The sequence below is a fragment of the Salinicoccus sp. RF5 genome (assembly GCF_020786625.1).
In the GTDB taxonomy this organism is placed as follows: domain Bacteria; phylum Bacillota; class Bacilli; order Staphylococcales; family Salinicoccaceae; genus Salinicoccus.
In genome coordinates, this window is the sequence record NZ_JAJGRC010000003.1 from 104,895 (window position 1) to 129,326 (window position 24,432).

Below are 24,432 nucleotides of genomic sequence, written 5' to 3' on the forward strand. Positions count from 1 at the left end.
ACTTAAGACATGAAGCAGCAGTGGAAGATGAAAAGGTCTATGAGCATTCACCAAGAAGGAGAGATGGGAATGAGTGAGGACTACAGGGTCGAGTTGACGTTGGATGAAGAACTGGATGAGAATCACATCGTCATTCAATGCCGGTCTCAAACGCTCGGGGCAAGGATATTGTCGCACTTGAACAGTTTGGCCAGTGACAGGAGGAGATTAGTGGTGAAACAGGCGGAGGAGTATGTGATGGTACAAAAATCGGAGATCATATTTGCTGAAGTGTATGGGAAAGAGCTGACATTGTACACGCAGGAGGAAGCACTGAAAACCTCGAAAACCCTCTCTTCACTGATGGGGGAACTATCGAAAGAAAAGTTCGTGCAAGTATCCAAATCCTCGGTGTTGAACATGGAGATGATCCAGCGGGTCGAGCCTTCTTTTTCCGGGAACCTGGTTGCAAGGATGGCGAATGGTATGAAGGTGAGCATCTCAAGGAGATACGTACCCCAGTTGAAAAGTATGCTTGGAATATAGGAGGGGAAATGATGACAATTTTAAATCTCATGAGGTTTATCATGCGGGCGCTCATGATCGGAAGTTTCATGTACAGCGTCAATATCGCTTTCGGTCACGCATCACAAGGTAGTGCAGAAGTTATCAGCGTGTGGGTCGCTTCAGCTGCGATCGGCGCAGTCTCAGTGCTCTACACATTGAATGTTCCTGAAATGATTTGCGTATCGGCACAGGTGGCAGTCGGGCTGATCGGATTTACAGCAGCGGCGGTCTTCAATGGATGGATCGGAATGTCGACGGGTGAAATGATCGGATTTGCTTTGGTGACATTTGTTCTGATGATGATCATCATCGGGGTTCAATATGTCTTTGCAATCCTTGACTCGAAGAAGATCAATGAGAGGCTGGACCGGAGCGAATGATTCAGAGTTGGCATTTTGAAAATTCATGATTTAAGTGTAAAGCGCACCAGCTTTTGACGTGGTGCGCTTCATATGTAGCAAATAAATTTTTTCATTCGAATAACTAATGTTTTTTTGATCAAAGGATTCATTCCTTCCACCTTAATTATACATCATGTAAAAAGTGAATTACAGACTGCACCTGCAATGGAAATCGGTATATACTATTGGCAGATTTAAAATACTATTGTTGGGAGTGTTGAAGATGATGGAAAAAATGCTGGATGAGGGACCGTTCTTCCATGGTACAAAAGGTGAGCTGGCCCTCGGAGACATGCTGAGTCCGGGGTTTGAATCGAACTTCAGGCGCAGGGGGCTGAACCATGTCTATTTCACTGCCACGCTGGATGCCGCCAAGTGGGGTGCAGAACTTGCACAGGGCGAGGGTACGGAAAGGATATATATCGTCGAACCGACCGGCCCGTATGAGAATGATCCCAACCTTACGGACAAGCGCTTCCCCGGGAATCCCACCCGGTCCTACCGCTCGAAGTCGCCGCTTAAGGTTGTGGCGGAGCTGGGCCGTTGGGATCGGCACACGGATGAGGAGATCGACCGGATGCATGAAGGACTTGCGAAACTACGTGAAGCGGGGGAGGATATCATTGAAGACTGATGGCATCACCCTCTGAGGCGTGCCATGTACATGTCATGCATGATCGTCAGCTGCTGCTTCGCATCAGGGGTGGTCTCGAGTTCGAGGATATCGTTCATCAATGCAAGCTTTCTCGCAAACAGGCCGAAATTGTTGATCATGGTCATGACCTCATCCGTCACGGATGCCTCTTGTGGCAGTGAACCGTCTGCCTGGCCTTCCTGTACGATATTTTTGACGATGACGGCGATCTCTTTACGGATTTCAAAATATTTGGCGGCAGCAGTCTCATAATCCTCGATGTCACTGATATTGGCGTCGAACCTGTCGATGAATTTTGCTTCATCTATAGCGGCGGGTGTCTTCAGACGGTTATATTGATGAAAAATTGCCTCGATCTTTTTGAGGCCGGACAGTGTTTTCGTCTGTATATCATGGAAGAATCCGAGTTCTCGTAAGAGAAGCTGTTCCGCAACTGCGATGATGACAAGCTCCTTCTTCGGAAAGTACCTGAAGAGTGTGGCGACACCAATACCTGCCTTATCAGCAATGTGCTGCATCTGTACCGTCTCCCAGCTGTTTTTTATGAACAGCTGTTCTGCCGAGTCGATGATGGCTTGATACCGCTTCTCCCTGTTGCTCTGCTGTTTTGACATGACATTCCCTCCTGTATTGTAACTATTATAATACATGTGCAATTGATAGCCCATCCCTGAAGAAAGTAGTATAATAAAAATGATAGTTGAACTATCATTTTTAGAGGAGGGTTATCATGAGAGGATTATCAGAGAAAGTCGCCATCATTACAGGTGGTGCACGGGGTATGGGGGAATCCCACGTCCGCAGATTCATCGAAGAGGGTGCAAAAGTGGTGTTTACGGACATCAACAAATCCGCCGGGGAGGCACTTGCGGAAGAACTTGGCGGAAATGCGGTATTCGTCGAGCACGATGTGACGGACGCAGACGGCTGGAAGGCGGTCGTCGATCAGGCCGAGTCTGCTTTCGGACCGGTCAATGTACTGGTCAACAACGCCGGCATCAGCATGAGCAAGACGATTTTCGAAATGACGGAAGAGGAATACAGGAAGATCATCGACATCAACCAGGTCTCCGTCTTCCTTGGAATAAAGGCTGTCCTGCCATCCATGCAGAAGGCAGAGGGCGGATCCATCGTGAACATCTCGTCCATGAATGGCATCGTCGGTGGTGCACCGGGCTATACCGACTCAAAATTCGCAGTCAGGGGACTGACGAAAGCCGCAGCCATCCAGCTTGGAGGACTCGGGATCCGGGTCAATTCCGTGCATCCCGGTGTCATCGAAACACCGATGGTGTCAGAAGGCGATGCCGTCGAACAGATCCGGGAATTCGCCAAGCAGATTCCAATGAAGCGTACAGCGCAGTCGGAAGAAGTGACGAACATGGTCGCATTCCTGGCCAGTGATGAAGCCAGCTATTCCACCGGTTCCGAGTTCGTCATCGATGGCGGTCTCACTGCAATGTAGAAAAGAAGCATCTGTCCTCAACTGGACAGATGCTTCTTTATTGGTATGAGAGGACTTGAAGCCTACATTGAAGTATAGCCGCCATCTACATTCAGGACCGTTCCCGTCACATAGGAGGAGAGGTCGGAGGCGAGCCAGAGGTTGGCTTCTGCGACTTCGTCGGCCTGGGCGAAACGGCCGAGCATGCTCAGCTGCTTCGCATATTCATCCGGGTCAAAACCGAACTGGTCGAGTGCCCCACGCAGCATTGGTGTATCGATTGCACCCGGTGCCACACTGTTGATGCGGATGCCTTTTGGAGAGTAGTCCATGGCCGCCTGCTTGGTCAGACCGATGACGCCATGCTTTGCTGCTACATATGCTGGGTTTGTCGGCTGTGGACGTATGCCACTGACGGAAGATGTATTGATGATGGACCCTTGTGTGCCATCCTTTTCCATCTGTGCAAGCTCGTACTTCAGGCAGAGGGCCACACCATTCAAATCGACGGACATCAGTTTTTCATAGTAGTTGAAGTCCATGTCTGCGATCGGCTTATCATCCGGCGTGATGGCCGCGTTGTTGATGGCGACGTCAAGGCTGCCATACGTGTCAACGGCTTTCTGGACCATCTCCTTGACGGATGCTTCTTCAGCGACGTTCACTTTAACGAAGGTGGCTTCACCGCCATCTGCCTTGATTTCCTCAACGGTTTTTTGGCCTTCTTCCTCATTCATGTCGGCCACGATGACATTGGCGCCAGCCTTGGCAAATTTCAATGCTGTTGCCTTGCCCATGCCCATTGCGGCACCAGTGACGATTGCTGTCTTATTTTCCAAAGATATCATTGTTGTATTCCTCCTGACACATTTTGATTGCACTTCCATTATACCGCGCTTCGGCGTCCGTATGGCGCCATTTGCCTTCTGTAGTGTGACAATATTCTGAAACTTATCTTCGGCACATGGTCTGAAGCATACAAGGCCCATGGGACGGGTACAGCACAAAGTAGAGCAATATATAAGGAGGCGCACATCTCATGGTCATCAGACTGATATTCAGTGCCATCGTTCTGCTGCTGTTCACGGCTCTGTTCATGAAGAAACTGAGCAGGGAATCAAAAGAGCAGGGCAGGGTGTCGAAGTGGAGCATCTTCTTCCTCGTGCTGGCAGCGGTGCTGTGGATTGCCCTGATTCTTACAATATTCGGCATGGCGATGTAGAATGGAGGGGAGCCGTATTTTCCTGGCCAGAATTTCTATAATCTGGGGGAAATGACTGCTCCCTTTAATTTTGCCGGTACAGGTTGTCATGAAGGATACATATCACAGACGAGGGGGAGAATGAATGGATTTCAGAAGGGTGATTGAAGCAAATAGGGAAAGCTACATGGATGAACTGTTCGAAGTGCTGAATCAGAAGAGCATCAGTGCACAAAACGATGGCATCAGGGAGTGCCCTGAATTGATGATGGAAAAGCTGAAGGGTGCCGGCATCGGACATGTGGAACTGATGGAGACGGAGATACACCCCGTCGTCTATGGGGAGTACCATGTGTCAGATGATGCACCGACGATACTGATCTATGGGCACTATGACGTCCAACCGCCGGACCCGATTGGAGAATGGGAAAGCCCGCCCTTTGAGCCGACAATCCGTGACGGCAGGATATATGCGCGCGGTGCCGGGGACAACAAGGGCCAGATCATGGCACAGATCATGGCCATCCGGACCTATCTTGAAGCGGAAGGCGAAATGCCGGTGAATGTAAAGTTCCTCATTGAAGGCGAAGAGGAGATCGGCAGTGTGAACCTTGATTCATTCGTGGCCCAGAACAGGGAGAAGCTTGAAGCGGATCTCGTCTATACTTCCGATGGTCCGATGCTGCCGGAGGGCCATCCCTATGTACTCCTCGGCGTGCGGGGGATGCTGTATGTGGAGCTCGCATTACGTGAAGCGGACTTCGACAACCATTCTGGGAATAAAGGGAACATCGTGCCGAACCCGGCATGGAAACTGATGGATCTCCTCCATACCATGCGTAGCGCGGACGGACAGGTGCTGATTGAAGGATTCCACGACACCGTGAAGGCACCGACGGAACGCGAGATGGAATTGATTGAAAAGCTCCCATTCGACTTGGAAGAAGTGCGGCGGAACGTTGGACACGCTGGCATCGAAATGACAAAGGCGGAGTACTATAGGAAGCTGTGCTTCGAGCCGACCTTCAACATCTCGGGCTTCACCAGCGGCTATGGCGGGGAAGGGGCGAAGACGATCATCCCTAAGGATGCCAAGGTGAAGATTGATATGCGGCTTGTCATGGATCAGGATTCGGATGTCATTTTCGAACTGGTCCGGGACCATGTCGCGAAACATGCGTCGGATGTCTCGGTGAAGAAGCTTGGACAGATGTCACCTTCCAGATCATCCGTAGACCTTCCATTCATCGAACCGATACGGAAGGCTGCCGAAGCGTCATTCGGGAAGGAGGCCTTCATCTAGCCGAGCATGGGCGGCAGCCTGCCGGATGCCGTATGGACGAAGGTGCTCGGAACCCCGTCGGTCGTCGTCCCATATGCGAATGTCGACGAGGCGAACCATTCACCGAATGAGAATCTTGTGGTCGAGCATTTCTACAGCGGGATTGAGACGACATGCCGGGTGATTGCTGAAATGAAGAACATCAAACTATAAGTAAAGGGCGCTGGAGATTTCCAACGCCCTTTGTTCATTAAATTCAATTTGTCATCGGCTGCCCGGCCGGATGTTCGAGAAATGCCTGCAGCGCTTCGAACTGTACCTTCGCGTCATTCCAGCCGAGTTCATATAGGGCTTCGAGCTTTTCCCTGCTGCGCTCGGTCCGGCCGACCTTGAGGCTCCTGCTCGGGCTGATGACGAATGCATTGCCGTCGCGTTCACGTTTGGAGACGTCATAGAGGGTTTCATTGTAGTGTCTGTATCGGACGCCGAGCTTTTCGTTGATGATGGGATGGTCCCTGTATTTGATGATCTTCGTCATCCGGCTCGGTTTCTTGAAGTAGCCTCGGGGCTTTGTGAGGATGACGACATTTTTCGGGAAGCCGTCCGATTCCGCTTTCCTGATCGGAATCGGGTCGGAGATGCCTCCATCGAGCAATTTCCGGCCACGGTAGTGGACACTCGAAGCCACGAATGGAAGCGAACTTGAAGCCCTGAGCAGTGTCGGAAGCGACTCTGCATCATAGTCCTGCTTCCTATAGTAGGCCGGTTCGCCGGTCTCACAGTCCGTCGTGACGATGACGAACTCTTCTGGATTTCCGAGCAGCGTCCCGGTATCGAATGGAACGAGGGTGTTCGGAATCTCATCGAAGATGAAATCCATGCCGAAGAGCTCGCGTCTCTGGAGATAGTTGGAGAGGGAGATGTAGCGCTTGTCATCGATATAGTCCAAGTTGACGCGTCTGTTGCGTCCACGCTGCCTGGCCAGGTAGGATGCACCCATGCAGGCACCTGCAGATACACCTATGACATATGGGAAGTAGAGCTCACGGCTCATGAAGTATTCCAGCACACCGGCGGTATAGAGGCCCCGCATGCCGCCGCCTTCAAGCACCAGTCCTGTGTCTGTCATAATTTACACCTTCAGTCCTTTTAAATGTAGATATCATATAATAATTCAATTCTAGCAGAATTCGGGTCTACGTGTAAGGCGGACGGACTGTGGGAAAACCTTCATATGTTAGAATTTGTCTAAGGGATTTTAGGAGGGGAAAAGCATGCCGGAATTGAATAAGACTTCTTTGCTTCTTGGACTGGTATGGGTGGTCCTGTCATTCATCGCTGTGAGGACTCTCCTCATGGAATGGCTCCAGACGATGCCGGTGGTCACCATCGCAATAATCATTATAGGTCCTGCGATGCTGATCAAGGCTTTGTTTGAGAATATACTCAAATATGACTTCTTCAACAAGGACTACAAGAAGGGGAAGAAGCGGAAGGACAACCGGGGAAAAGACGAATGAATATTAAGAACGCCGCATCCCGTCCGGATGCGGCGTTCATCGTATCATGAAAATCTAGAAGCCTGCCGTCCAGCCGCCATCGACTGTAAGCACGGTGCCGTTTACGAAACTTGAAGCCTCTGAGCCCAGGAAAAGCGCTGCTTCAGCAACCTCTTCAGGCTGGCCGGTACGTGGTGACAGACCGTGCGTCATGCCCGCACGCTGCATGCCGAAGTCGCTGACGTCCTTCATGCTGGAACCGATATTGGTTTCGATTGCGCCCGGTGCAATGCCGTTGACCCGGATGCCGTTCTTCGCGTACATGAATCCTGTGTTCTTCGTGAGTGCGACGACTGCGTGCTTGGAAGCACCATAGGCGACTCCGGCATGTGCGCCATTCAGTCCGCCGGTGGAGATGGTGTTGACGATGACGCCTTCCTTCTCGTTCTCCATCCAGTAGTTCACCGCCTTGCGCATTGCACGCATGACACCCTTCGTATTGACATCGAAGATCTGGTCCCACTTCTCGTCGGTGATTTCACCGACCGGCTCGAAGCCGTCCATGATGCCTGCATTGTTGACGAGGATATCCAGCACTCCATATTCACTGATTGCCGTATCGATCATCTTCTCCACCTGATCCTTGTCCGACACATTGACGCTGACCGCTTTCGCAGTACCCCCTTCATCAATGATTTCGGCCGTGACCGCTTCTGCACCCTCCATATTGAAGTCGGCGACGATCACCTTTGCGCCTTCCTTTGCATAGAGCTTTGCAATCGACCTGCCCATGCCTGATGCTGCACCTGTAACAACCGCCACTTTACCATCCAGTTTAGTCATTCATATCTCTCCCTTAATTGATTATGATACATACTTCCATTTTATTCCTTATTATGTATTAAGCAAGCAATTGCACCTGCCGACACAAACTTTTCATAAGTGGTCGATGTTTAATAAATTGGTGCACGGGTATCCAAAGGTTGACCGTGATTTGAAGCATGTTGGTAGCATGGTCAATCAATTGAAACGGTAACCACTAAATAAAACAAATGAACTACGGAGGGATTATTATGCGTAAGATCGAAACATTCAATACTGAACAGGAAGCAGTCAGCAGAATCGATCAGCTTAAGACCGAAGGCGTAGACGAAAATCAAATTACAATCGTATCCAATCGTGACCTTGAAGCCGGTGGCGCATTTGGCGATTATTCCGGTGTAAACGTCAAGAGTTCCGAAGGCAGTGCATGGGATAAAGTCGTGTCATTCTTCACAGGTGACGCACCTGAGGAACAGGCAGTCAACAACATGAACCTGACAGCTGCAGAAGAGCAGGAGTACAGGGAAGCACTTGATGCAGACAAGATTCTCCTTTATGTTGACGGCACAGCCACTGTCGAAGGACAGGGCACAGGCGTTGCAGGTGGACCGGCAGCAGGTGCTGCAGGTGCACGTGCAGACCGTGACTTAGATGACAGGGATCTCAACGACAGAGACCGTGCCGATAGGAATGTTACTACAGACGAAGAGTCACTCAAGCTCCATGAAGAGCGGCTGAACGTCGACAAGGAGAACGTCAAGACCGGCGAAGTCAACATCGACAAGCATACTGAAACAGAGCGTCAGGAATTCGATGTTCCGGTAGAGCGTGAAGAAGTTACAGTAGAGCGGCGTCCTGTAGATGGCGACCGTCCAGTCCGTGATGGCGAAATCGGTGATGACAATGATTCCATCAGGGTACCGGTCAATGAAGAACGCGTCAATGTAAATAAAGAAGACGTCGTTTCTGAAGAAGTCGTCGTCAAGAAGGATAAAGTCAGAGATACTGAACATGTCTCCGAAGATGTCCGTCGTGAAGATGTCGATATCGATGAGAATACGACCGGCCGTACCAGAGATGGTGTCGGCAGGGACGGTCTCAGAGATGACGATGAAACATTGAGGGACAGCCTGAGGGATGACGCGAGAAGAGACGATAAACTATAATAGTGCATTCCACATTTAATGCCGACCCGGATTTCCGGGCCGGCATTTTTTTAACTGTATATGGCGATGATTTCAATTTCCATACCAGCTGACCGCATCTCGATGGGTGACAGGATTCCGGAGTCGGGAAGCCTCTTTTCAACTGCTTTTATTGTGCCGGCATTGAGTGTGACGAAATCCTTCAGAGGGTCGAACAGGGTGAAGTGCGTCTCATGGGTCCTTCTGACCTTGGCCAGGACGATGTTATCCTCCGTCAGCTCCTCCAGTTCATTCTCCTCAATCAGCAGGCAGTCCTTATGAAGTTTGCTGAAGATGACCATGCCCATGTCATCATTGTAGACGGGCAGTCTGATCTTATCGAAGTCGAACACCATGTTGAACAGTTCGATATCATCCGATGTCCTTCCCATGAATCCGGCCTGCTCCAACTCCGCCTTCATCCGTTTCGTCATTTCATACATATCGAATGATTCATGTATCTTGAGGGGGAGGGTGGCCCGGAAGATCATCCGTCGACTTAGATCTTCGATCTGATGGAAGGATGGATCCGTCTCGAAATCGACGAAGAAGTCATTATCCACAAGGCTGTGTTCAAGGTTGATGAGCTTTGATGCCGGGTTATTGATGACTTCCCCCTTTATTACGGAGGATTTTCCTAAGCCCACATGTGTATCATTGAATCCCAGCTGGGCCCCTTTGTCGGTCTGGGATTCGATTTCATTGAACTGTACCGCCCGGCCGGCATTGGCGAATGTATAGTAGGTGTCATATAGGTTTTCGTTAAAATATATCAGGTTATAGAACATGTCCCAACCTCCAATGGTGTGGGGTGCGTGGATATGATGACAGTCTGTTCTGCCGATCATCACTGCACCCCGATATTTTCAATGTCACCCGAACGTAAATCCATTATAACACGAACGTATGTTCGATTAAATGATAACATCGGATATTGAAGGGTGGTATAATGGGTGCATATCATGAAGGGAGTGCTGCACATGGATTTTAATGCCGTCATGGAGGAACTTGAGGGTCTGGGAAAGGAACGCACGAAGAAGATGTATATATCGAACGGGGCGAAGGAACCTGTCTTCGGGGTGGCAACGGGTGCCATGAAACCGATGGTGAAGAAGATAAAGATCAACCAGCGGCTTGCAGAACAATTGTATTCGACAGGGAACTATGATGCGATGTATTTCGCAGGCATCATTGCAGATTCGAAAGCCATGACGCGGGCGGACTATGACCGTTGGATCGAAGATGCCTATTTCTATATGGTTTCGGATTACGTGGTGGCGGTCACTTTATCCGAGTCCGACATCGCCCAAGAGGTTGCCGATGAATGGATCGACAGTGGGGAAGAACTGAAGATGTCGGCCGGGTGGAGCTGCTACTGCTGGCTCCTCGGCAGCCGGAAGGATGAGGTGTTCGAAACCGGCAAGATATCCGGGATGCTCGACAGGGTTGAAGCGGAAATTCATTCAGCCCCCGAGCGGACGAAGGCTTCCATGAACAACTTCGTCTATACCGTCGCGATATCTTTCCTGCCGCTGCATGACAAGGCGGTCGAGACCGCCGGAAGAGTGGGGAAGATTGAAATTAGAAGGGAAAACAAAAATCCTGCCATACTGGATGCCCATGGAAATATCCAGAAGCAGGTCGAGAAGGATCGGATCGGCTTCAAAAGGAAGTATGTAAGGTGCTGAATCAGATCGCTGGTGTCCAGTAGTACAGTACGGCCACAATCAGCATGATGATCGGTATCGCTGGAAGCAGGTTCGCCACCCGGATGTTCAGGATGCCGAGGAGCCTCAGACCGATGGCGATGATCATGACGCCGCCTGCGCCGGTGATTTCGATGATGAACTGATCCATCAGTTCCGGTGGGATGAAGCGGTCGATCTGGGCGGCGAATATCGTGATGGAACCCTGGAACAGGAATACCGGAAAAGCGGAGAAGATGATGCCGATGCCGAGTGCCGAAGTCAGGAAGATGGACATGATGCCGTCGATCAGCGACTTCGTGAAGAGCACTGTATGATCGCCGCGGAGGCCGCTGTCAAGGGCACCGACGATGCCGACGGCCCCGACTACATAGACGAGGGTGGCCGTGACGAAAGCCGCCGCCACCCCGTCTTCCTTTGCCCCGGTCTTCGTCTCGAGCCATATGCCGAAGCGGTTCATCCGCTCCTCGATGCGCCATCTCTCCCCGAGCATTGCACCGAGTGCGATGCTGACCACAACGATGATGATCCGATTGCTTTCCAGAGCCATGTCGATGCCGAGGACGAGGACTGTGATCGAGAGTCCCTGGATGATGGTGGTCTTCATGTCCTCATTGATGTTGCGCCAGAATAGGCCGATGAAGCTGCCCGCGATGATCGCCAGGGCGTTGACCGCAGTACCGAGAAGTGACAGCATTGATTTTCCTCATTTCTGTGATGTACGCCACCAGACGGTGTGAAATACTCTGATGACTTTTGATTAGTATAAGGATATTACTGGATCGGGCGGTTGTCAAAGGGGAATCAGCAGATCCTCCGGCAGTTTGGGGAAGTTTATGATGCTCTGAAGAGGGAAAAATGGAAGCATCATACAAAACGTTAAAGGAGGCAACTATAAATGGCTAAAACCATCATGATTACAGGTGCGGGTTCCGGACTCGGTAAGGGGACGGCGCTCGGATTGGCAAAAGAGGGACATAAGGTCATCGCTGCTGTAGAGATCCATCCGCAGATCACCGGCCTGAAGGAAGCGGCGGAAGAAGCCGGGGTGGATCTTGAAATCTTCAAGATGGACATCACAAACCCGGATGATCGGGAACGGATGAAGCGCTATGACTATGATGTATTCGTCGCGAATGCTGCAGTCAATGAAGGCGGCCCGATATGGGAAGTGCCGATGTCGGCGCTGAGGCAGCTTTTTGAAGTGAACGTCTTCAGTACCCTTGAGACAGCCCGTATCGCAGCAGAGCACTTCGTCGAAAAGCGTCAGGGCAAGATCGTCTTCATGTCATCGATGGCCGGGACGATGGCTTCTGCCTATAAGGGACTCTATGCGTCCTCCAAGCATGCCTTGGAAGCCATCGCCAAATCGCTGAGGCAGGAGATGGAAGAATTCAATGTGCAGGTTGCGACGATCAACCCGGGACCATTCGACACCGGGTTCAATGACCGCGCCGTGGAAGAGAAGTGGGAATGGTTCGACTCGGAAAAGCACCATACTTCTGTTGAAAACCTGAAGGAGAGCGAGCAGGGACTCGACCAGCAGTATGATCCGCAGATGATGATCGACAAGATGGTGGAAGTCATTCCGAAGGACCACCACAAGTTCCGTACCGCATATCCTGAAGATACTGCAGAGAACATGCGCAAGGAAGAACAGGACAACTGGGATATCGAGATATAAAGAAACAGGGTGCAGCACCAAACGGTGCCGCACCCTGTTTTACTGTAATCTATACAAATGAACTGCCAAGTACACTGTTCACATCATTTACTACAACGAATGCTTCTTCATCATACTTTTGGATCAGACGCTTGAGGCGTGTCAACTTGGATTTATTGATGACGACATAAAGGATGTCGTTCTCTTCCCTGGAGTAGAATCCTTTACCGTTCATCATGGTGACGCCCCAGCCGATTTCACTGTTGATCAGCTTGCCGAGCATCTCAGGATTTTTGGAGATGATGGTGATGGCCTTCTTCGGATTCATACCTTCTATCATGAAGTCCATGACCTTCACGTTGATGTACATGGCTACAACGGTGAGCAGCACCTGTTCGATCGTAAGTACCGTCAGGCCGAGTGTGATGACCATGAGGTCGAATATCAATACGGCATTGGCGATCTTCACATCCAGATACTTGTGGGCGATCCTGCCGAGTATCGCAGAACCTGCTGTGGTTGCCCCGATCCGGATGACGAGCCCGTTGCCGAGTCCGAGGAACAGGCCGCCGAATATCACATTGAGCATCACTTCGTTCGTCTGCACGACCCACGACTCCGTAATGCCGAGGAATACGGACATCATGATTACTGCGAATATCGTATAGTACATCCCGCGTCTTGAGAGGAATCTGAACCCAACAATGAGCAGCAGGCCATTCAGTACGAGTGTGGAGATCGCCGGGGAGATGTCAAACGCATACAGGATTATGATGGCCAGTCCCGATACGCCTCCGTCCCCGAGATTCCCTGGAATCATGAATAGATTCACACCGATGGAAAAGAGGAAGGCCCCCAATATGACAGCCAGGATATTCATCCATGTCTGCATTGTAAATGCTGGCGCCAGGCCGGCTTTCACCTTCTCAAAGTTTGTTCTTTCCAGTCTATTTTTGATTATCATCATAACCCTCCTTGTATGTCGCTTGATTAGCTTCGATTCATAATACTAGAAAATCATGACAAATTACAATGCCTTTATATATAGTCCTAATTTACAGAATTTTAACGCTGTACCCCTTGGCATGACTGGAGTTTGATACACCTGGGGGTAAGCGCTTCCCAAACCGGATGTTGAATAGTGACAAAGTTGTGACAATATGTAATATGGTTGATGAAGAGGGGGTTTCCACACGGCTGATGAAGGGTTCCAGGAAGGCGATATTTGTGCCGGGTGCTGAACGGCTGGAAAAATGGTAGGATGTCATCATTCGGACAGATAGGAGGAGACTATGGAAATTGCTGTGTTCATCATGATCATACTGATCGCTTCCATACTGCAGACGAGTACAGGGTTCGGCTTCTCGATATTGGCGACGCCCTTTCTGCTGCTGATATTCGAACCTGCTGAAGCGATTCAGATCAATCTGGTCCTGTCCCTCGTCATTTCAGCTGCATTGATCCGGACCATCAGGCAGGACATCGACTATCCGGTACTCAGGCGTTTCATATCAGGCAGTGTCATTGGCCTTTTCATCGGAATAGGCCTCTTTCTGATGGCGGACATCGATGGATTGAAGCGTGTCATCGGCATCATCATCCTTGCATTGACGCTGCTTCTGCTCTTCAATTTCCGTATAGAGAGGAAGAAGGGCAGGGATTTCTTCGCGGGAGGCATCGCAGGCTCCCTTACGACCAGCATCGGCATGCCTGGACCACCGCTGCTTCTGTACTTCTCAGGGACAGACAGCCTGAAGGAGAAGGTGAGGGGGACGACGCTCGCATTCTATCTCTTCATCTATGCAGTGAGCCTTCTCATCCAGGTCGTCTTTGCCGGTACCGGACCAGTCGTATGGACCGCAAGCCTATGGGGGCTGCCCCTGGTTTTTATTGGACTGTATATAGGCCAGATGCTCTTCAGATACATCAACCAGAAAGGCTTCCGCATATTTACATACATCATCCTGGCGGCTACAGGCAGCTATCTCCTTCTCGATAGTTTCGGGATGCTTTAGAGGAGGGTGTAATAGAGCGGCCGAAGGCAAAAAACTGCCCCGGATCTGTAAGGACAGAACCGGGGCAGTCTTATTCGATATGCTTTTAAGTGATGTTATTGCGCAGTGAAGCCGCCGTCGACGGTCAGCGTATTTCCTGTCATGAAGCTGGAATCATCTGAAGCGAGGAACAATGCCGCTTTGGCCATTTCCTCGGACTGGCCGAGACGACCCATCGGTGTGATCTCGGAAAGTGTCTTCTTCTGATCTTCCGGAATGATCGGCGTGTCGATGAAGCCCGGACACAGTGCGTTGACACGGATGTTCTTTGCTGCATATTCGACACCGAGGGAGCGTGTGAGGTTGATGACGCCGCCCTTGGCTGCATTGTATGCTGCAGAGCCCGGTGCGCCGATCCAGCCGTACATTGAAGCGGTGTTGACGATGACCCCTTCACCCTGCTCAAGGAAGTGCTTGATGGCATGTTGTGCGAACAGGAATACCGCATCCAGATCGACATTAACGGTCTTGCGGTATTCGGCATAAGGGACTTCATGCGTCGGTTTCACCGCTCCGATTCCTGCGTTGTTGAAGAGGATGTCCACGCGGCCGAATTTCTTGATTGTCTTATTGAATACATTTTCCGCATCCGCTTCGCTCGTCACATCCGCTCTGATGAAGATGGCTTCATGACCGTTGGATGTATACTCTGAAGCAACCTCCTGGCCCTTCTCTTCATCCATGTCGACGAGTATGAGCTTGGCGCCTTCGGCTGCGAACAGATCTGCAGACGCCTTCCCGATGCCTGAAATTCCACCTGTGATGATCGTTACTTTGTCCTGTAGCTTACCCATGATTGACCTCCTGTAATTTTTAATCATATTCAACATGACACTGGACGATCGGAAGCACAGGAAACCTGCTTTCCTGAAGTTTCTATTCTGCTTCGACCTGCTTGAAATCCGTCCAGTCCATGAGGTTCTCCTTCAATGCTTCCCTTTTTTCCTTCGTTATATAGTCGCCAGGTCCATCGCCGTTCGGGAATCCTCTTTCTCCTTCGAATTCAGGGCGGTCCTGCATCAGGATGTATGCGGCGATGTTCGAAGCTTCCTGTTCACTTAAAGTACCGCCTTCCCCTTTTGGCATGTAGTTCTTGATATAGTACTGCAGCTTTGAAATCCTGGACAGCCCGGCGCCGTCATTGAATGAGTCCGGTCCCCAAAGGGCAGGGCCGGTGTTCGCTGCTTCCGGGCCGGATTGGCCGTGGCAGCTGAGGCAGTTGTATCGGGCGAGGTCTTGGGCGCCCTGTTCAACATTGGGAGCCGGCACGCTTTCTGCTGTATGCTGGACCGTCATGAATTCATACTGGTCCGGTGAATCGATATCCTTGCTCAAGTACTCATAATAGCTGATGAATGCTTCCATTTCCTCACTTTCGGGATCGATCGGTTTGCCGTTCATGCTTCTTGAGAAGCATCCGTTGATCCGCTCTTCAAGACTGACTTCCTTACCTGCACGCGCCATGTACTTCGGATATTTCTCCGTCACACCCACAAACGTAAGGTCCTTGGTCCTGCCCGCTCCGGCATGGCAGCTGACACAGCTCAAGTTGTTGCCGACATTTTCAGGAAGCAGGAGATGCGTGTCGGTATTGAGCTTCTCCCCATATTTGATCTTCTCCTGTTCCGCCTCGCTGAACTCCGAGAGGGGCGGACGGATCGTGGACATGTCCACTTCTTCTTCGATTGATGCTTCGTCATTTGAACAGGCCCCTAGAAAAATCAGCAGGGCGGGGACGAGTAGAATGAATTTGATTTTCATGACTGGTACCACCTTTATATATGTTGATTTATTGCTGTATTTTAAGGTGAAGAGCTGCCTTTACAATCCTCAATTTTCAAGTGAATATCTTTTAATGTATACCTTTTATGTAAAGATTGAGAATATTTGAACACACTTTCATTATATTGTATTGTGCAACTTTTATCAATATGATTTTAATTGAAGATACATCTTAAAAGCATCCCTATAGTCTGCATGTACGGATTAAAAAATATATAATTGAATATGGAAAGTGAATATGGAAAGAGATGCTCATCCCTGTGCAGAACCATTGAACATTCCCTCTATAATAGGTGGTTTCGACTGCTCGGGATAGGGAAGTTAGAAAATGAATTGATCAGCAGAAGGGGGCATTCGATGAAGGTATGCGTTTTTGGCGGTGGTGAAGCGGTAGGCGAGCATGTTGTGAAGTTTCTTGATGCAGCAGGACATGATGCCGCAACGATGGCGGAAACTGAGAACAGGGCGGAAGAACTGAAGATGCATGGTGCAGCAGAGGTGTTCATTTCTGAATCAGGGGATTTCTCCAAAGCGCTTGCCGGTGCCGATGCACTCATCTACATGCCGGGCGCAGGATCCGGTGCAGCTGAAAGCCAGGATGCACTGGTGGATCATGATGCCGTGAGTGCTGCACTTGAGGCGGCTCAGCGGGAGCAGGTCGGGCGCATCGTCTACTTGAGTGCCGTCCGCACGGATGAACCTGAGGAAACGAAGGAGACGGGAGGCAAGCATAAGCCGGAAGCATGGATGGAGGAGAGCGGACTCACCTACACGGTCATACGGGTCTCTAAAGCCGTCAGTAAGCCGGGGAAGGGCACGGTTAAAGCGGCAGAGTCGCTCGATGGAGAGGACGCTGAGATGCCGTATGAAGATGTGGCGGTCGTCCTTGTGGAGGCATTGGATAATGAAAATACATTCCGTAAGACATTTGAAGTGACAGCCGGGGAGACCGTGATAAAAGAGGCTTTGGATGCGCTATAAATGATAAGGTATATGAAAAGGAAAGGGGATTCATATGGGAAAGATAACGAAATATCTGCCGTCGGCGATCATGACGTCTTCGGTCGCCGCGCCGCTGGCCTATATGGCTTATATGTATCAGAAAGATGACCGGCAGCAACAGCACGCGATTCTGCGCAACTTCCCGCTGCTCGGGCGTGTACGGTATATATCCGAACATGTCGGGCCGGAACTGAGGCAGTACCTTTTTGCAGAGGATAATGAAGGGGAGCCGTTCTCAAGACTCGAGTTCCAGAACGTGGTCAAGGCGGGAAAATACAATGAACGGCTGCTCGGCTTCGGTTCCGACCGGGACTTCAAGGAAGAAGGCTATTTCATAAGGAACAGCGTATTTCCAAAGCTTGAGACCGAAATGCGGATCGACAATACACAGAAGACGAATACTTATAAATACATCGTCGACAATGAGGGGCTATTCTCCCGCAAGGAGCATCGTGAGGAAGCACAGGCCGATCCATATCTTCTGCGGGATGAGGACGCAATCGTGCTCGGAGAGGGCAGGTGCAGACAGCCATTCCATGTCAAAGGACAGGTCGGCATGTCCGGAATGAGCTATGGTGCGCTTGGCGAACGGGCGATCACCGCACTCTCGAGAGGGCTGGCTATTGCCGGCGGCACGTGGATGAACACCGGCGAAGGCGGGATATCCGACCATCACCTGGCCGGCAATGCGGACCTCATGATGCAGATCGGGCCGGGACTTTTCGGCGTCCGGACACCAGGCGGGGAATTCTCCTGGGACGCCTTCAGGGAAAAGGCGGAGATGGAGCAGGTGAAGGCCTTTGAAATCAAGCTTGCCCAGGGTGCCAAGACCCGGGGTGGCCACCTTGAAGGGAATAAGGTTACTGAAGAGATCGCCAGGATCCGGTTGATCGAACCGGGGAAGACCGTCAACAGTCCGAACCGTTTCGTCGAATACGATTCCTTCCCGAAGCTGTTCGACTTCATAGAGGAGCTGCGTGAAGTCGGCGGAAAGCCGGTGGGGATGAAGATCGTGGTGGGCGATAGTGAGAGCCTGGAAGAGATGGCCCAGATCATGAAGGAATCGGGGAAGGGCCCGGACTTCATCACCATCGACGGCGGTGAAGGCGGTACGGGTGCGACGTATCAGGAGCTTGCGGACTCCGTCGGTCTGCCGATCATGACCGCACTGCCGATCGTCGATGAGGTGCTTCGCGCATACGATATACGGGACCGCGTCAAACTGATTGCCTCCGGCAAGCTCATTACGCCCGACAAGGCGGCCATCGCGCTTGCGATGGGGGCGGATCTCATCCATATCGCACGCGGCTTCATGATCAGCGTGGGCTGCATCATGGCCGAAGTCTGCCATACCAATACATGTCCGGTCGGTGTAGCGACGACCGACGATAAGCTTCAGGAAGGACTCATCGTGGATGAGAAGCTCTACCGTGTCACCAACTATGTCACTTCGATGCGTGCCGGACTGTTCAATGTAGCCGCCGCTGCCGGGGTCGATTCACCGACCAAGATCGAGCGGAAGCATATCGTCTATAAGGATGGACAGGGTCGCATTTCATCAGTGGAAAGCATGATGGAGAAGCTTCAAAAATAAACATTTGATATAGGGGGGATCTTTTGGAACAGGTGGTATTCCTCATCGCCCTCACGTCATTTCTGCTTGCGCTCATATTTCTGGGCGTGAACATCATAAGGCTGGGATTCATGCCGGCCCTTTCAATCAGGACACGACTGTCCCAACTGGCATTGGTGTTTATGGGGATCTATGTCATCTTCCTGATTTCATTTCTCGTGATGGTAAATTGATGCTTATTTTCTAGACTCTCTGAACGGAGAAAGCAGAACAGTAACTGAAAGCCGGTCAGCACCCGATGATGGGGTGCCGACCGGCTTTTGTTGCTTCCTATGCCTTGGAACGATAACTGACATTGTGCGCCTGGAGTGATTCATCCTTGCCGAAAAGAAAATGCTTTTCCATATTGGGGGAATACTTGGAGTTGACGGTTTCTACACCGACGGCTTCCGCAACGGAGCGGAGCATGGCGGGAGAGGCCCCGCAGCACAATCCAATGTAGTTGACGCCTATATCCTTGGCGCTCTTTGCCCATTCGGCCAGCTCATATCGGTTATGGTAGAGCGGGTCGAGTGAAGTCGGGAATGTCGTCTCGAGCGGCAGGTGGCAGCTGCATCCGCCGTCAGGCAGATTAAAGAAGGTCGGATGTTCCTCTGTAGTCCGGTAAGGGATCGGCAGGCCCCCCACGTAGCCATCGACTGATGCACGTATCTTCTCGAGATAGGGCTGCATGGTATCAGGCCCGCGGAAGCAGTTCATCCCTACCACCAACGCACCTTTTTCGGATAGTATCCTGCAGGACTCCTCTACCGTAAAGCCATCCCTCAATATATTCTCTCCCATCAATCCCATCGTGATGACAGCCGGTATGCCGTGTCTTTGGATTTCTTCGAGAGCGATCACTGCTTCCTCATGATAATAGAATGTCTCTCCATTAATGTAGTCCACTTCCTCCTCCTTGCACCACTGGACCATCTCCCTGAACATCTGCCTCACCTGATCTTTTGATTCAGGGTTGTCCGGATCAAAGATGTTCGTATTGGAGATGTTGCCTGCTACCAGTGACTCTTCTGTCGGATGCTCCTTTGCCACTTCTTTTGCCAGCCGGATCGCATTTCTATTCAGAGGTTCCAGCAGCTCCTCCTTGCCGATGATCCGCATCTTCTCCCTGTGGGCGTTATATGTGAAGGCCAGGACGACATCGGAACCTGCATTCATGTAGTCGCGGTATGTCTGCTTGAGCGCCTCCGGATTATCCAATGCCACTTCGGGTACGAATGAGCCTGCCTGCAGATACCCTCTGCGTTCCAATTCGAATAGATATCCTTCTCCCGCGATGACGGGACCGTCCTCGAGTCTTTCTTCCAAACTGCGTTTCATATGAATCTCCCCCTTAAATTTAAAGAAAAGGTCTGGAATGAAGTCAACCTGATCTTTTTGATTAGGACAAGTCTATCATGATATTCAGGGTGTAAAATAATACTGATTATTCATGTATGGATATAGCGTTTGGCTATATCGAAGGGAATATGATGAATTCTCCTGAATAATATAAATAAATCTATTTATTGATTAAATCGTATAAAAAATTATATAATGACTTTGAAATCAAATGTGGGGGCGTAACATATGGAAGAATCGAAGAAAATTTTAGAGGGGTTCATCCCGGTTGCGAAATCCAACGCAAAGATGTTCGGGCCGAACTGTGAGGTCGTCATCCATGATTTGACGCACCCGCAGAATTCAGTGATGTTCACCGTCAATAATCACGTGACGGGCAGGGAGGTCGGCCAATCTTTTGATCATTTGGTCAAGACGGTACTGCAGGATGAAGACTTCAAGGAGGACCACCTGTCGGGCTATACATTCACGACCGAAGATGGACGGCTGATCCGTTCCTCGACTTCTTTGATACGTGATTCCGAGAGAAAGGTCATCGGTGCCTATTGTGTGAACTTTGATGTCGACGCACTGAACCGGATGCAGCAGTTCATGGATGACTTCCTGCCGGCACAGGCTGACGCGCAGGTGGAAAAAGACGAGGCGGATGAGGACCTTGAAAATGTCGAGGAGATAGTCGACCAGCTAATCCAGCAGATCATTAAAACCAGTGTGCATCCGGCAATGAAGCGCCATGAGAAAGTCGAATTGATACGGTTCATGGAAGAAAAGGGCATCTTCCTGATGAAAGGTTCGGTTGAGAAGGTTGCTTCTCTGCTGGGCATCTCCAAAGTGACCGTCTACAGTTATCTGGATGAAATCAAAAATAAATGAAAATAGGAGTGTCATCATGAAGCAGATCTTTGAAGTGGGAAATTTAAAATCAAATGGACATTATGCCTTGGCGACCATACATGGAGATACCGTGTATATATCCGGACAATTCGCGGTTGACCCGGAAACCCGGGAAAAGAAGTTAGGACCGATTGAAGAGGAGACACTGCAGGCACTCAAGAATGTGGAGGCCATTGTGGAAGCGGCCGGCAGCACGAAAGAGCAGATTGTGCGCATGAATCTGTATATCCCGGATGTAAAGCTGTGGGATAAGGTGGACGGCGTCTACAAGGAATTCTTCGGCGGGCACAAACCTGCCCGTACCGTGATACCGACGAACGAACTTCATTTTGGCTTCAAAATTGAAGTGGATGCCATCGCATATATCTAAGTATATTTTTTTGCATGAGGCGTATAAAAAAGTCTAATTAATATAAAAGATTATTTGAAAGGGTTGAGAAATGTGGAACAGTTCATCTGCAGCAGCTGTGGTAGAAAGCACGAGATTACTCCAACGTTATGGAAATGTGAATGTGGAGGTGTACTGGATATAGCGAAGGGAACCCCCAAGATTGATGTTGCAGCCTGGAATGCCTACCCGAACTCATTATGGCGCTATGTTGAAACCATGCCCTTCAAAAAGGATTCGAGGACATGGGAAGGCGTCACGATGGGAGAAGGTCAATCACCTCTAATTGTCCTGGATTCTGAAAACCCAAATTCATATGTGAAAGTCGACTACATGATGCCAACGTTATCCTTCAAGGATCGGGGCGCAGCCGTTCTGATGACACTGGCCAAGGAGTTGGGTGTGAAAAAGGTGATTGCCGACAGCAGCGGCAATGCAGGCACAGCAATCGCAGCCTATGCAGCACGCTCCAATATCGCCTGTGACATCTACTTGCGTGATACAACATCACCGAAGAAGATCGATCAGGTGAAGGCACATGGGGCCACAATCAAGGCGGTCCATGGTACCCGGGAGGATATTGCCGCGGTAGCCCAACAGGCTGTGGATGAAGAGGGGGTCTTCTACGCCAGTCATGTGTACAACCCGTATTTCTATGAAGGCACGAAGACATACGCCTACGAAATCTACGAACAGCTGAACGATGCGCCCGATTCGGTTATTGTTCCGGTGGGGAACGGGACACTGCTTCTTGGTGTCTATTACGGTTTTAAAGAGCTGTTTGAAAATGCCTTGATTGAGAAGATGCCGAAGATCATCGCCATCCAGGCGAAGCACTGTGCGCCCCTGGCTGAAGCCTACCGGAACGGTGAGGAGACTGCACAGGCCGTCGTCAATGAAGGGACGCTGGCGGAAGGGATCGCCATCGCCGCACCAGCGCGATCTAAGCAGATTCTTGAAGCTGTAAGAAATACGAATGGTACGTTCATTGAGATTGAAGAGGATGAAATCCTCGATGCACGAGCTGAACTGAGCGGAAAAGGATTCTATGTGGAAGTGACATCAGCAGTCAACTATGCCGGCTACCTCAAGTATGAAAAGCGTCCGGAAGAAAAAATAATCATCCCACTCTGTGGAGCGGGCATCAAATCGAAATAGGTTCGAGAAGTTAAGACATTAAATGAAAGGTGGATTCAGGGCAACTGATCAGCGAGTTATGGAAGCTTATAAGTAACCTCCCCATGTGCGTTCAGGAACTCCATCCTGGGCTCATCATTCTCATCTATGACCATCCGGATCCGATCCTTCCCTTTTGAATCCATAAGCTTCATGGATACATCACCATTTTGGGATTTACCCATGAAGGCACGTGGTGCGTTGCCTTTATACAATGCTTTATACGCGGTCTCTTTCTCCTCATCGCTCATATCAGATGATTCAATCTCACGATGTGCTTTGACGATATGTGAAAGTGGCCGATTGGGTCTATCAAAAACGGAAAATCCGTATTGGGTCTGTCCTTTTTCCTCTATGTAGCTCATCTGTACCACTTGATCCTGCCTGTACTCATCGAAGGTAAGGGAAGCGGTCATTGATGGGTTGCCATCTTCATCCTCTTCACTGCCAAAGATCAACCCGCCACATTCCTCTTCCCTTCCATTGTAGAACATCAGACCTGATATCGGATCATCTTGCCTATGGCCCGGCATGATATCTTGACCATCCAAAATCACTGGCGGAATATTCTCCTGATTGAAAAGTGTCATTTTGATTTTGCCATTGCTGTCGACAATATTAAGTTTCTCAACATCAAGCTCTGTGAACTTTTTCTTTTCCAATGAACAGCACTCCTTTTGATTTATGTAAAATGGGAATCACACTGTACTTTCTATAAAATGCTTAAACGCTTCTTCTTCCTCTACATCAGGATTGTGATTGCTGTCTTCGAATGTTGTGAGCGAGGCGTTTGGCATCAGGTCCGCGGCTTCTTCACTGAAAACGTGCGGACACTGGGCATCATGCCGCCCACAATATATGAAGGCTTTGACAGGTGTCGATTTCAACTGCTCCCTCACATCATAGTTTTTGAGCTCGGAAGTGAAGTAATCCAGCTTGTCCATCAACGTTCTGCCACTCTCTTTTTTGTCGATCACTTTGTAATAGGACGCTTCCTCATGAAGTGACATCATCAGCCATTCTTTCGACAACTTGATTCTTTCTTCCCTTGCTGTGCCGGGATTGCGAAGTTTCGAAAATATCTCCTTCATCCTCGGGTTATTTGGATTCTCAGGACAGTAGATGCTATCAGCATGATGCATATACCGATAGGATGCACTCAGCCCGCCTGCTATTATCTTATCGAGGCTTTCGGGGTACATGACGGCATACTTCAGGGCCAGGAAACCACCCGTAGAATGTCCTGAAAAAGTCCATGAGTCCATTTTGAGTGCTTTTCTTATCGTTTCCATGTCATGAATGGCATCATCCATGCTGTATGTATACGCTTCTGTGGGTCCCTCCGAGCCGCCAGCACCGCGCAGATTGATGATGTGCACTGTATAGTGTTCGGAGAGCATGTGCGACATGGTATTCCCGAGCGTGTTGAATTCACTATAAAGGTGGGTGAATGCCAAAGGCTTTCCATTTCCTTTCTTGAATATCTCGAATGTACCGCGTTCCGTCTCTATCATTTCACGCTCAAACATCAATGGCCTCCTCTAGTAAGATATTTAAAAATTTAGATATTTTGATATACTGATACCATACCAAATAATTACATCCAGTAAAATAAATTGAGGATGGATTCACTCGAAGCGGCAGCAGGAGGACAATACTATGAAGTAAGAATACGACTGTTCTATATGTCGAGTGAGATGACGATTGAAAATTCCTTTTTCTCATCACATATCTCGTAATGATAAATTAGGAGTCATCC

General features: G+C 50.0%; 30 protein-coding genes. 18 read left to right on the forward strand and 12 right to left on the reverse strand.

The features are described from left to right. Positions 1–69 precede the first annotated feature (69 nt). The 3 genes from LLU09_RS09745 (at position 70) to arr (ending at position 1,581) form a co-directional block, all read left to right on the forward strand. Positions 70–525, forward strand: coding sequence for a LytTR family DNA-binding domain-containing protein (locus LLU09_RS09745; RefSeq protein ID WP_188358202.1), 456 nt, complete (start codon positions 70–72; stop codon positions 523–525). 11 nt (positions 526–536) lie between these two features. Next, on the forward strand, positions 537–926 hold the full coding sequence (locus LLU09_RS09750; protein ID WP_228311568.1) for a DUF3021 family protein: 390 nt from the start codon (positions 537–539) through the stop codon (positions 924–926). Positions 927–1,170: 244 nt separating this feature from the next. After that, complete coding sequence (gene arr, locus LLU09_RS09755; protein WP_370632499.1) at positions 1,171–1,581, forward strand: NAD(+)--rifampin ADP-ribosyltransferase; 411 nt, start codon at positions 1,171–1,173, stop codon at positions 1,579–1,581. 5 nt (positions 1,582–1,586) lie between these two features. On the opposite strand, the gene LLU09_RS09760 is transcribed toward arr, so the two are convergent. Then, complete coding sequence (locus LLU09_RS09760; RefSeq protein ID WP_228311570.1) at positions 1,587–2,216, reverse strand: TetR/AcrR family transcriptional regulator; 630 nt, start codon at positions 2,214–2,216, stop codon at positions 1,587–1,589. Positions 2,217–2,332: 116 nt separating this feature from the next. On the opposite strand from LLU09_RS09760, the gene LLU09_RS09765 reads away from it, so the two are divergent. Further along, complete coding sequence (locus tag LLU09_RS09765) at positions 2,333–3,067, forward strand: SDR family NAD(P)-dependent oxidoreductase (protein WP_228311571.1); 735 nt, start codon at positions 2,333–2,335, stop codon at positions 3,065–3,067. A 62-nt stretch (positions 3,068–3,129) separates the two neighbouring features. Here the strand turns inward: LLU09_RS09765 and LLU09_RS09770 are convergent, their stop codons facing one another. Further along, the gene (locus LLU09_RS09770) at positions 3,130–3,894 is read right to left on the reverse strand and encodes an SDR family NAD(P)-dependent oxidoreductase (protein ID WP_228311572.1); all 765 of its coding nucleotides are present in this window, start codon (positions 3,892–3,894) and stop codon (positions 3,130–3,132) included. 191 nt (positions 3,895–4,085) lie between these two features. Between LLU09_RS09770 and LLU09_RS09775 the strand changes: the two genes are divergently transcribed. The 3 genes from LLU09_RS09775 to LLU09_RS09785 all read left to right on the forward strand — a co-directional run bounded on the left by LLU09_RS09775 (position 4,086) and on the right by LLU09_RS09785 (position 5,742). Next, positions 4,086–4,268, forward strand: coding sequence for a hypothetical protein (locus LLU09_RS09775; protein WP_040105847.1), 183 nt, complete (start codon positions 4,086–4,088; stop codon positions 4,266–4,268). A gap of 124 nt (positions 4,269–4,392) precedes the next feature. Further along, positions 4,393–5,550, forward strand: a complete 1,158-nt coding sequence (locus tag LLU09_RS09780; protein ID WP_228311573.1) for a M20/M25/M40 family metallo-hydrolase — start codon at positions 4,393–4,395, stop codon at positions 5,548–5,550. Between the two features lie 6 nt (positions 5,551–5,556). Continuing rightward, complete coding sequence (locus LLU09_RS09785; RefSeq protein WP_228311574.1) at positions 5,557–5,742, forward strand: hypothetical protein; 186 nt, start codon at positions 5,557–5,559, stop codon at positions 5,740–5,742. A 43-nt stretch (positions 5,743–5,785) separates the two neighbouring features. Here LLU09_RS09785 and LLU09_RS09790 read toward each other — a convergent pair whose 3' ends face one another. After that, positions 5,786–6,658 carry a patatin-like phospholipase family protein gene (locus LLU09_RS09790; protein WP_228311575.1) on the reverse strand — a complete coding sequence of 291 codons (873 nt, stop codon included), beginning with the start codon at positions 6,656–6,658 and terminating at the stop codon, positions 5,786–5,788. 145 nt (positions 6,659–6,803) lie between these two features. Here LLU09_RS09790 and LLU09_RS09795 point away from each other — a divergent pair, with 145 nt between their 5' ends. After that, entirely contained in the window at positions 6,804–7,049 is a 246-nt protein-coding gene (locus tag LLU09_RS09795; RefSeq protein ID WP_228311576.1) for a hypothetical protein, read from the forward strand. A 54-nt stretch (positions 7,050–7,103) separates the two neighbouring features. On the opposite strand, the gene LLU09_RS09800 is transcribed toward LLU09_RS09795, so the two are convergent. Then, positions 7,104–7,871 (reverse strand): SDR family oxidoreductase, encoded by a 768-nt coding sequence (locus tag LLU09_RS09800; RefSeq protein WP_228311577.1) that lies wholly within the window; start codon positions 7,869–7,871, stop codon positions 7,104–7,106. A gap of 230 nt (positions 7,872–8,101) precedes the next feature. On the opposite strand from LLU09_RS09800, the gene LLU09_RS09805 reads away from it, so the two are divergent. Next, the gene (locus tag LLU09_RS09805) at positions 8,102–9,016 is read left to right on the forward strand and encodes a DUF2382 domain-containing protein (RefSeq protein ID WP_228311578.1); all 915 of its coding nucleotides are present in this window, start codon (positions 8,102–8,104) and stop codon (positions 9,014–9,016) included. Between the two features lie 50 nt (positions 9,017–9,066). On the opposite strand, the gene LLU09_RS09810 is transcribed toward LLU09_RS09805, so the two are convergent. Further along, positions 9,067–9,822, reverse strand: coding sequence for a hypothetical protein (locus tag LLU09_RS09810; RefSeq protein WP_228311579.1), 756 nt, complete (start codon positions 9,820–9,822; stop codon positions 9,067–9,069). 192 nt (positions 9,823–10,014) lie between these two features. Here LLU09_RS09810 and LLU09_RS09815 point away from each other — a divergent pair, with 192 nt between their 5' ends. Then, on the forward strand, positions 10,015–10,722 hold the full coding sequence (locus LLU09_RS09815; protein ID WP_228311580.1) for a DNA alkylation repair protein: 708 nt from the start codon (positions 10,015–10,017) through the stop codon (positions 10,720–10,722). Between the two features lies 1 nt (position 10,723). Here LLU09_RS09815 and LLU09_RS09820 read toward each other — a convergent pair whose 3' ends face one another. Next, positions 10,724–11,437, reverse strand: coding sequence for a DUF554 domain-containing protein (locus tag LLU09_RS09820; RefSeq protein ID WP_370632500.1), 714 nt, complete (start codon positions 11,435–11,437; stop codon positions 10,724–10,726). Positions 11,438–11,638: 201 nt separating this feature from the next. Here LLU09_RS09820 and LLU09_RS09825 point away from each other — a divergent pair, with 201 nt between their 5' ends. Continuing rightward, on the forward strand, positions 11,639–12,424 hold the full coding sequence (locus LLU09_RS09825) for an SDR family oxidoreductase (RefSeq protein ID WP_228311581.1): 786 nt from the start codon (positions 11,639–11,641) through the stop codon (positions 12,422–12,424). 49 nt (positions 12,425–12,473) lie between these two features. On the opposite strand, the gene LLU09_RS09830 is transcribed toward LLU09_RS09825, so the two are convergent. After that, on the reverse strand, positions 12,474–13,367 hold the full coding sequence (locus LLU09_RS09830; RefSeq protein WP_228311582.1) for a YitT family protein: 894 nt from the start codon (positions 13,365–13,367) through the stop codon (positions 12,474–12,476). Positions 13,368–13,695: 328 nt separating this feature from the next. Here LLU09_RS09830 and LLU09_RS09835 point away from each other — a divergent pair, with 328 nt between their 5' ends. Then, positions 13,696–14,418 (forward strand): sulfite exporter TauE/SafE family protein, encoded by a 723-nt coding sequence (locus tag LLU09_RS09835; protein ID WP_228311583.1) that lies wholly within the window; start codon positions 13,696–13,698, stop codon positions 14,416–14,418. 95 nt (positions 14,419–14,513) lie between these two features. On the opposite strand, the gene LLU09_RS09840 is transcribed toward LLU09_RS09835, so the two are convergent. Together LLU09_RS09840 and LLU09_RS09845 are read right to left on the reverse strand one after the other, a co-directional pair. Further along, the gene (locus tag LLU09_RS09840) at positions 14,514–15,251 is read right to left on the reverse strand and encodes an SDR family NAD(P)-dependent oxidoreductase (protein ID WP_228311584.1); all 738 of its coding nucleotides are present in this window, start codon (positions 15,249–15,251) and stop codon (positions 14,514–14,516) included. An 82-nt stretch (positions 15,252–15,333) separates the two neighbouring features. Further along, the gene (locus tag LLU09_RS09845; protein WP_228311585.1) at positions 15,334–16,218 is read right to left on the reverse strand and encodes a c-type cytochrome; all 885 of its coding nucleotides are present in this window, start codon (positions 16,216–16,218) and stop codon (positions 15,334–15,336) included. A 378-nt stretch (positions 16,219–16,596) separates the two neighbouring features. Between LLU09_RS09845 and LLU09_RS09850 the strand changes: the two genes are divergently transcribed. The 3 genes from LLU09_RS09850 to LLU09_RS09860 are packed head-to-tail and all read left to right on the forward strand — an operon-like array spanning position 16,597 to position 19,047. Next, positions 16,597–17,220, forward strand: coding sequence for an NAD(P)H-binding protein (locus tag LLU09_RS09850; RefSeq protein ID WP_228311586.1), 624 nt, complete (start codon positions 16,597–16,599; stop codon positions 17,218–17,220). A gap of 34 nt (positions 17,221–17,254) precedes the next feature. Next, on the forward strand, positions 17,255–18,835 hold the full coding sequence (locus tag LLU09_RS09855) for an FMN-binding glutamate synthase family protein (protein WP_228311587.1): 1,581 nt from the start codon (positions 17,255–17,257) through the stop codon (positions 18,833–18,835). A gap of 23 nt (positions 18,836–18,858) precedes the next feature. Next, entirely contained in the window at positions 18,859–19,047 is a 189-nt protein-coding gene (locus tag LLU09_RS09860) for a hypothetical protein (protein WP_228311588.1), read from the forward strand. Between the two features lie 97 nt (positions 19,048–19,144). On the opposite strand, the gene LLU09_RS09865 is transcribed toward LLU09_RS09860, so the two are convergent. After that, positions 19,145–20,194, reverse strand: coding sequence for a homocysteine S-methyltransferase family protein (locus tag LLU09_RS09865; RefSeq protein WP_228311589.1), 1,050 nt, complete (start codon positions 20,192–20,194; stop codon positions 19,145–19,147). Between the two features lie 249 nt (positions 20,195–20,443). Between LLU09_RS09865 and LLU09_RS09870 the strand changes: the two genes are divergently transcribed. From LLU09_RS09870 to LLU09_RS09880, 3 genes are all read left to right on the forward strand, one after another. After that, the gene (locus tag LLU09_RS09870) at positions 20,444–21,088 is read left to right on the forward strand and encodes a helix-turn-helix transcriptional regulator (protein WP_228311590.1); all 645 of its coding nucleotides are present in this window, start codon (positions 20,444–20,446) and stop codon (positions 21,086–21,088) included. 16 nt (positions 21,089–21,104) lie between these two features. After that, positions 21,105–21,479: a RidA family protein gene (locus LLU09_RS09875; RefSeq protein WP_228311591.1), complete on the forward strand. Its 375-nt coding sequence runs from the start codon at positions 21,105–21,107 to the stop codon at positions 21,477–21,479. A gap of 72 nt (positions 21,480–21,551) precedes the next feature. Next, entirely contained in the window at positions 21,552–22,655 is a 1,104-nt protein-coding gene (locus LLU09_RS09880) for a threonine synthase (protein ID WP_228311592.1), read from the forward strand. Between the two features lie 56 nt (positions 22,656–22,711). Here LLU09_RS09880 and LLU09_RS09885 read toward each other — a convergent pair whose 3' ends face one another. Further along, a complete protein-coding gene (locus LLU09_RS09885; protein ID WP_228311593.1) occupies positions 22,712–23,335 on the reverse strand; it encodes a hypothetical protein in 624 nt (207 codons plus the stop codon). 36 nt (positions 23,336–23,371) lie between these two features. After that, complete coding sequence (locus LLU09_RS09890; RefSeq protein WP_228311594.1) at positions 23,372–24,202, reverse strand: alpha/beta fold hydrolase; 831 nt, start codon at positions 24,200–24,202, stop codon at positions 23,372–23,374. Positions 24,203–24,432 lie beyond the last annotated feature (230 nt).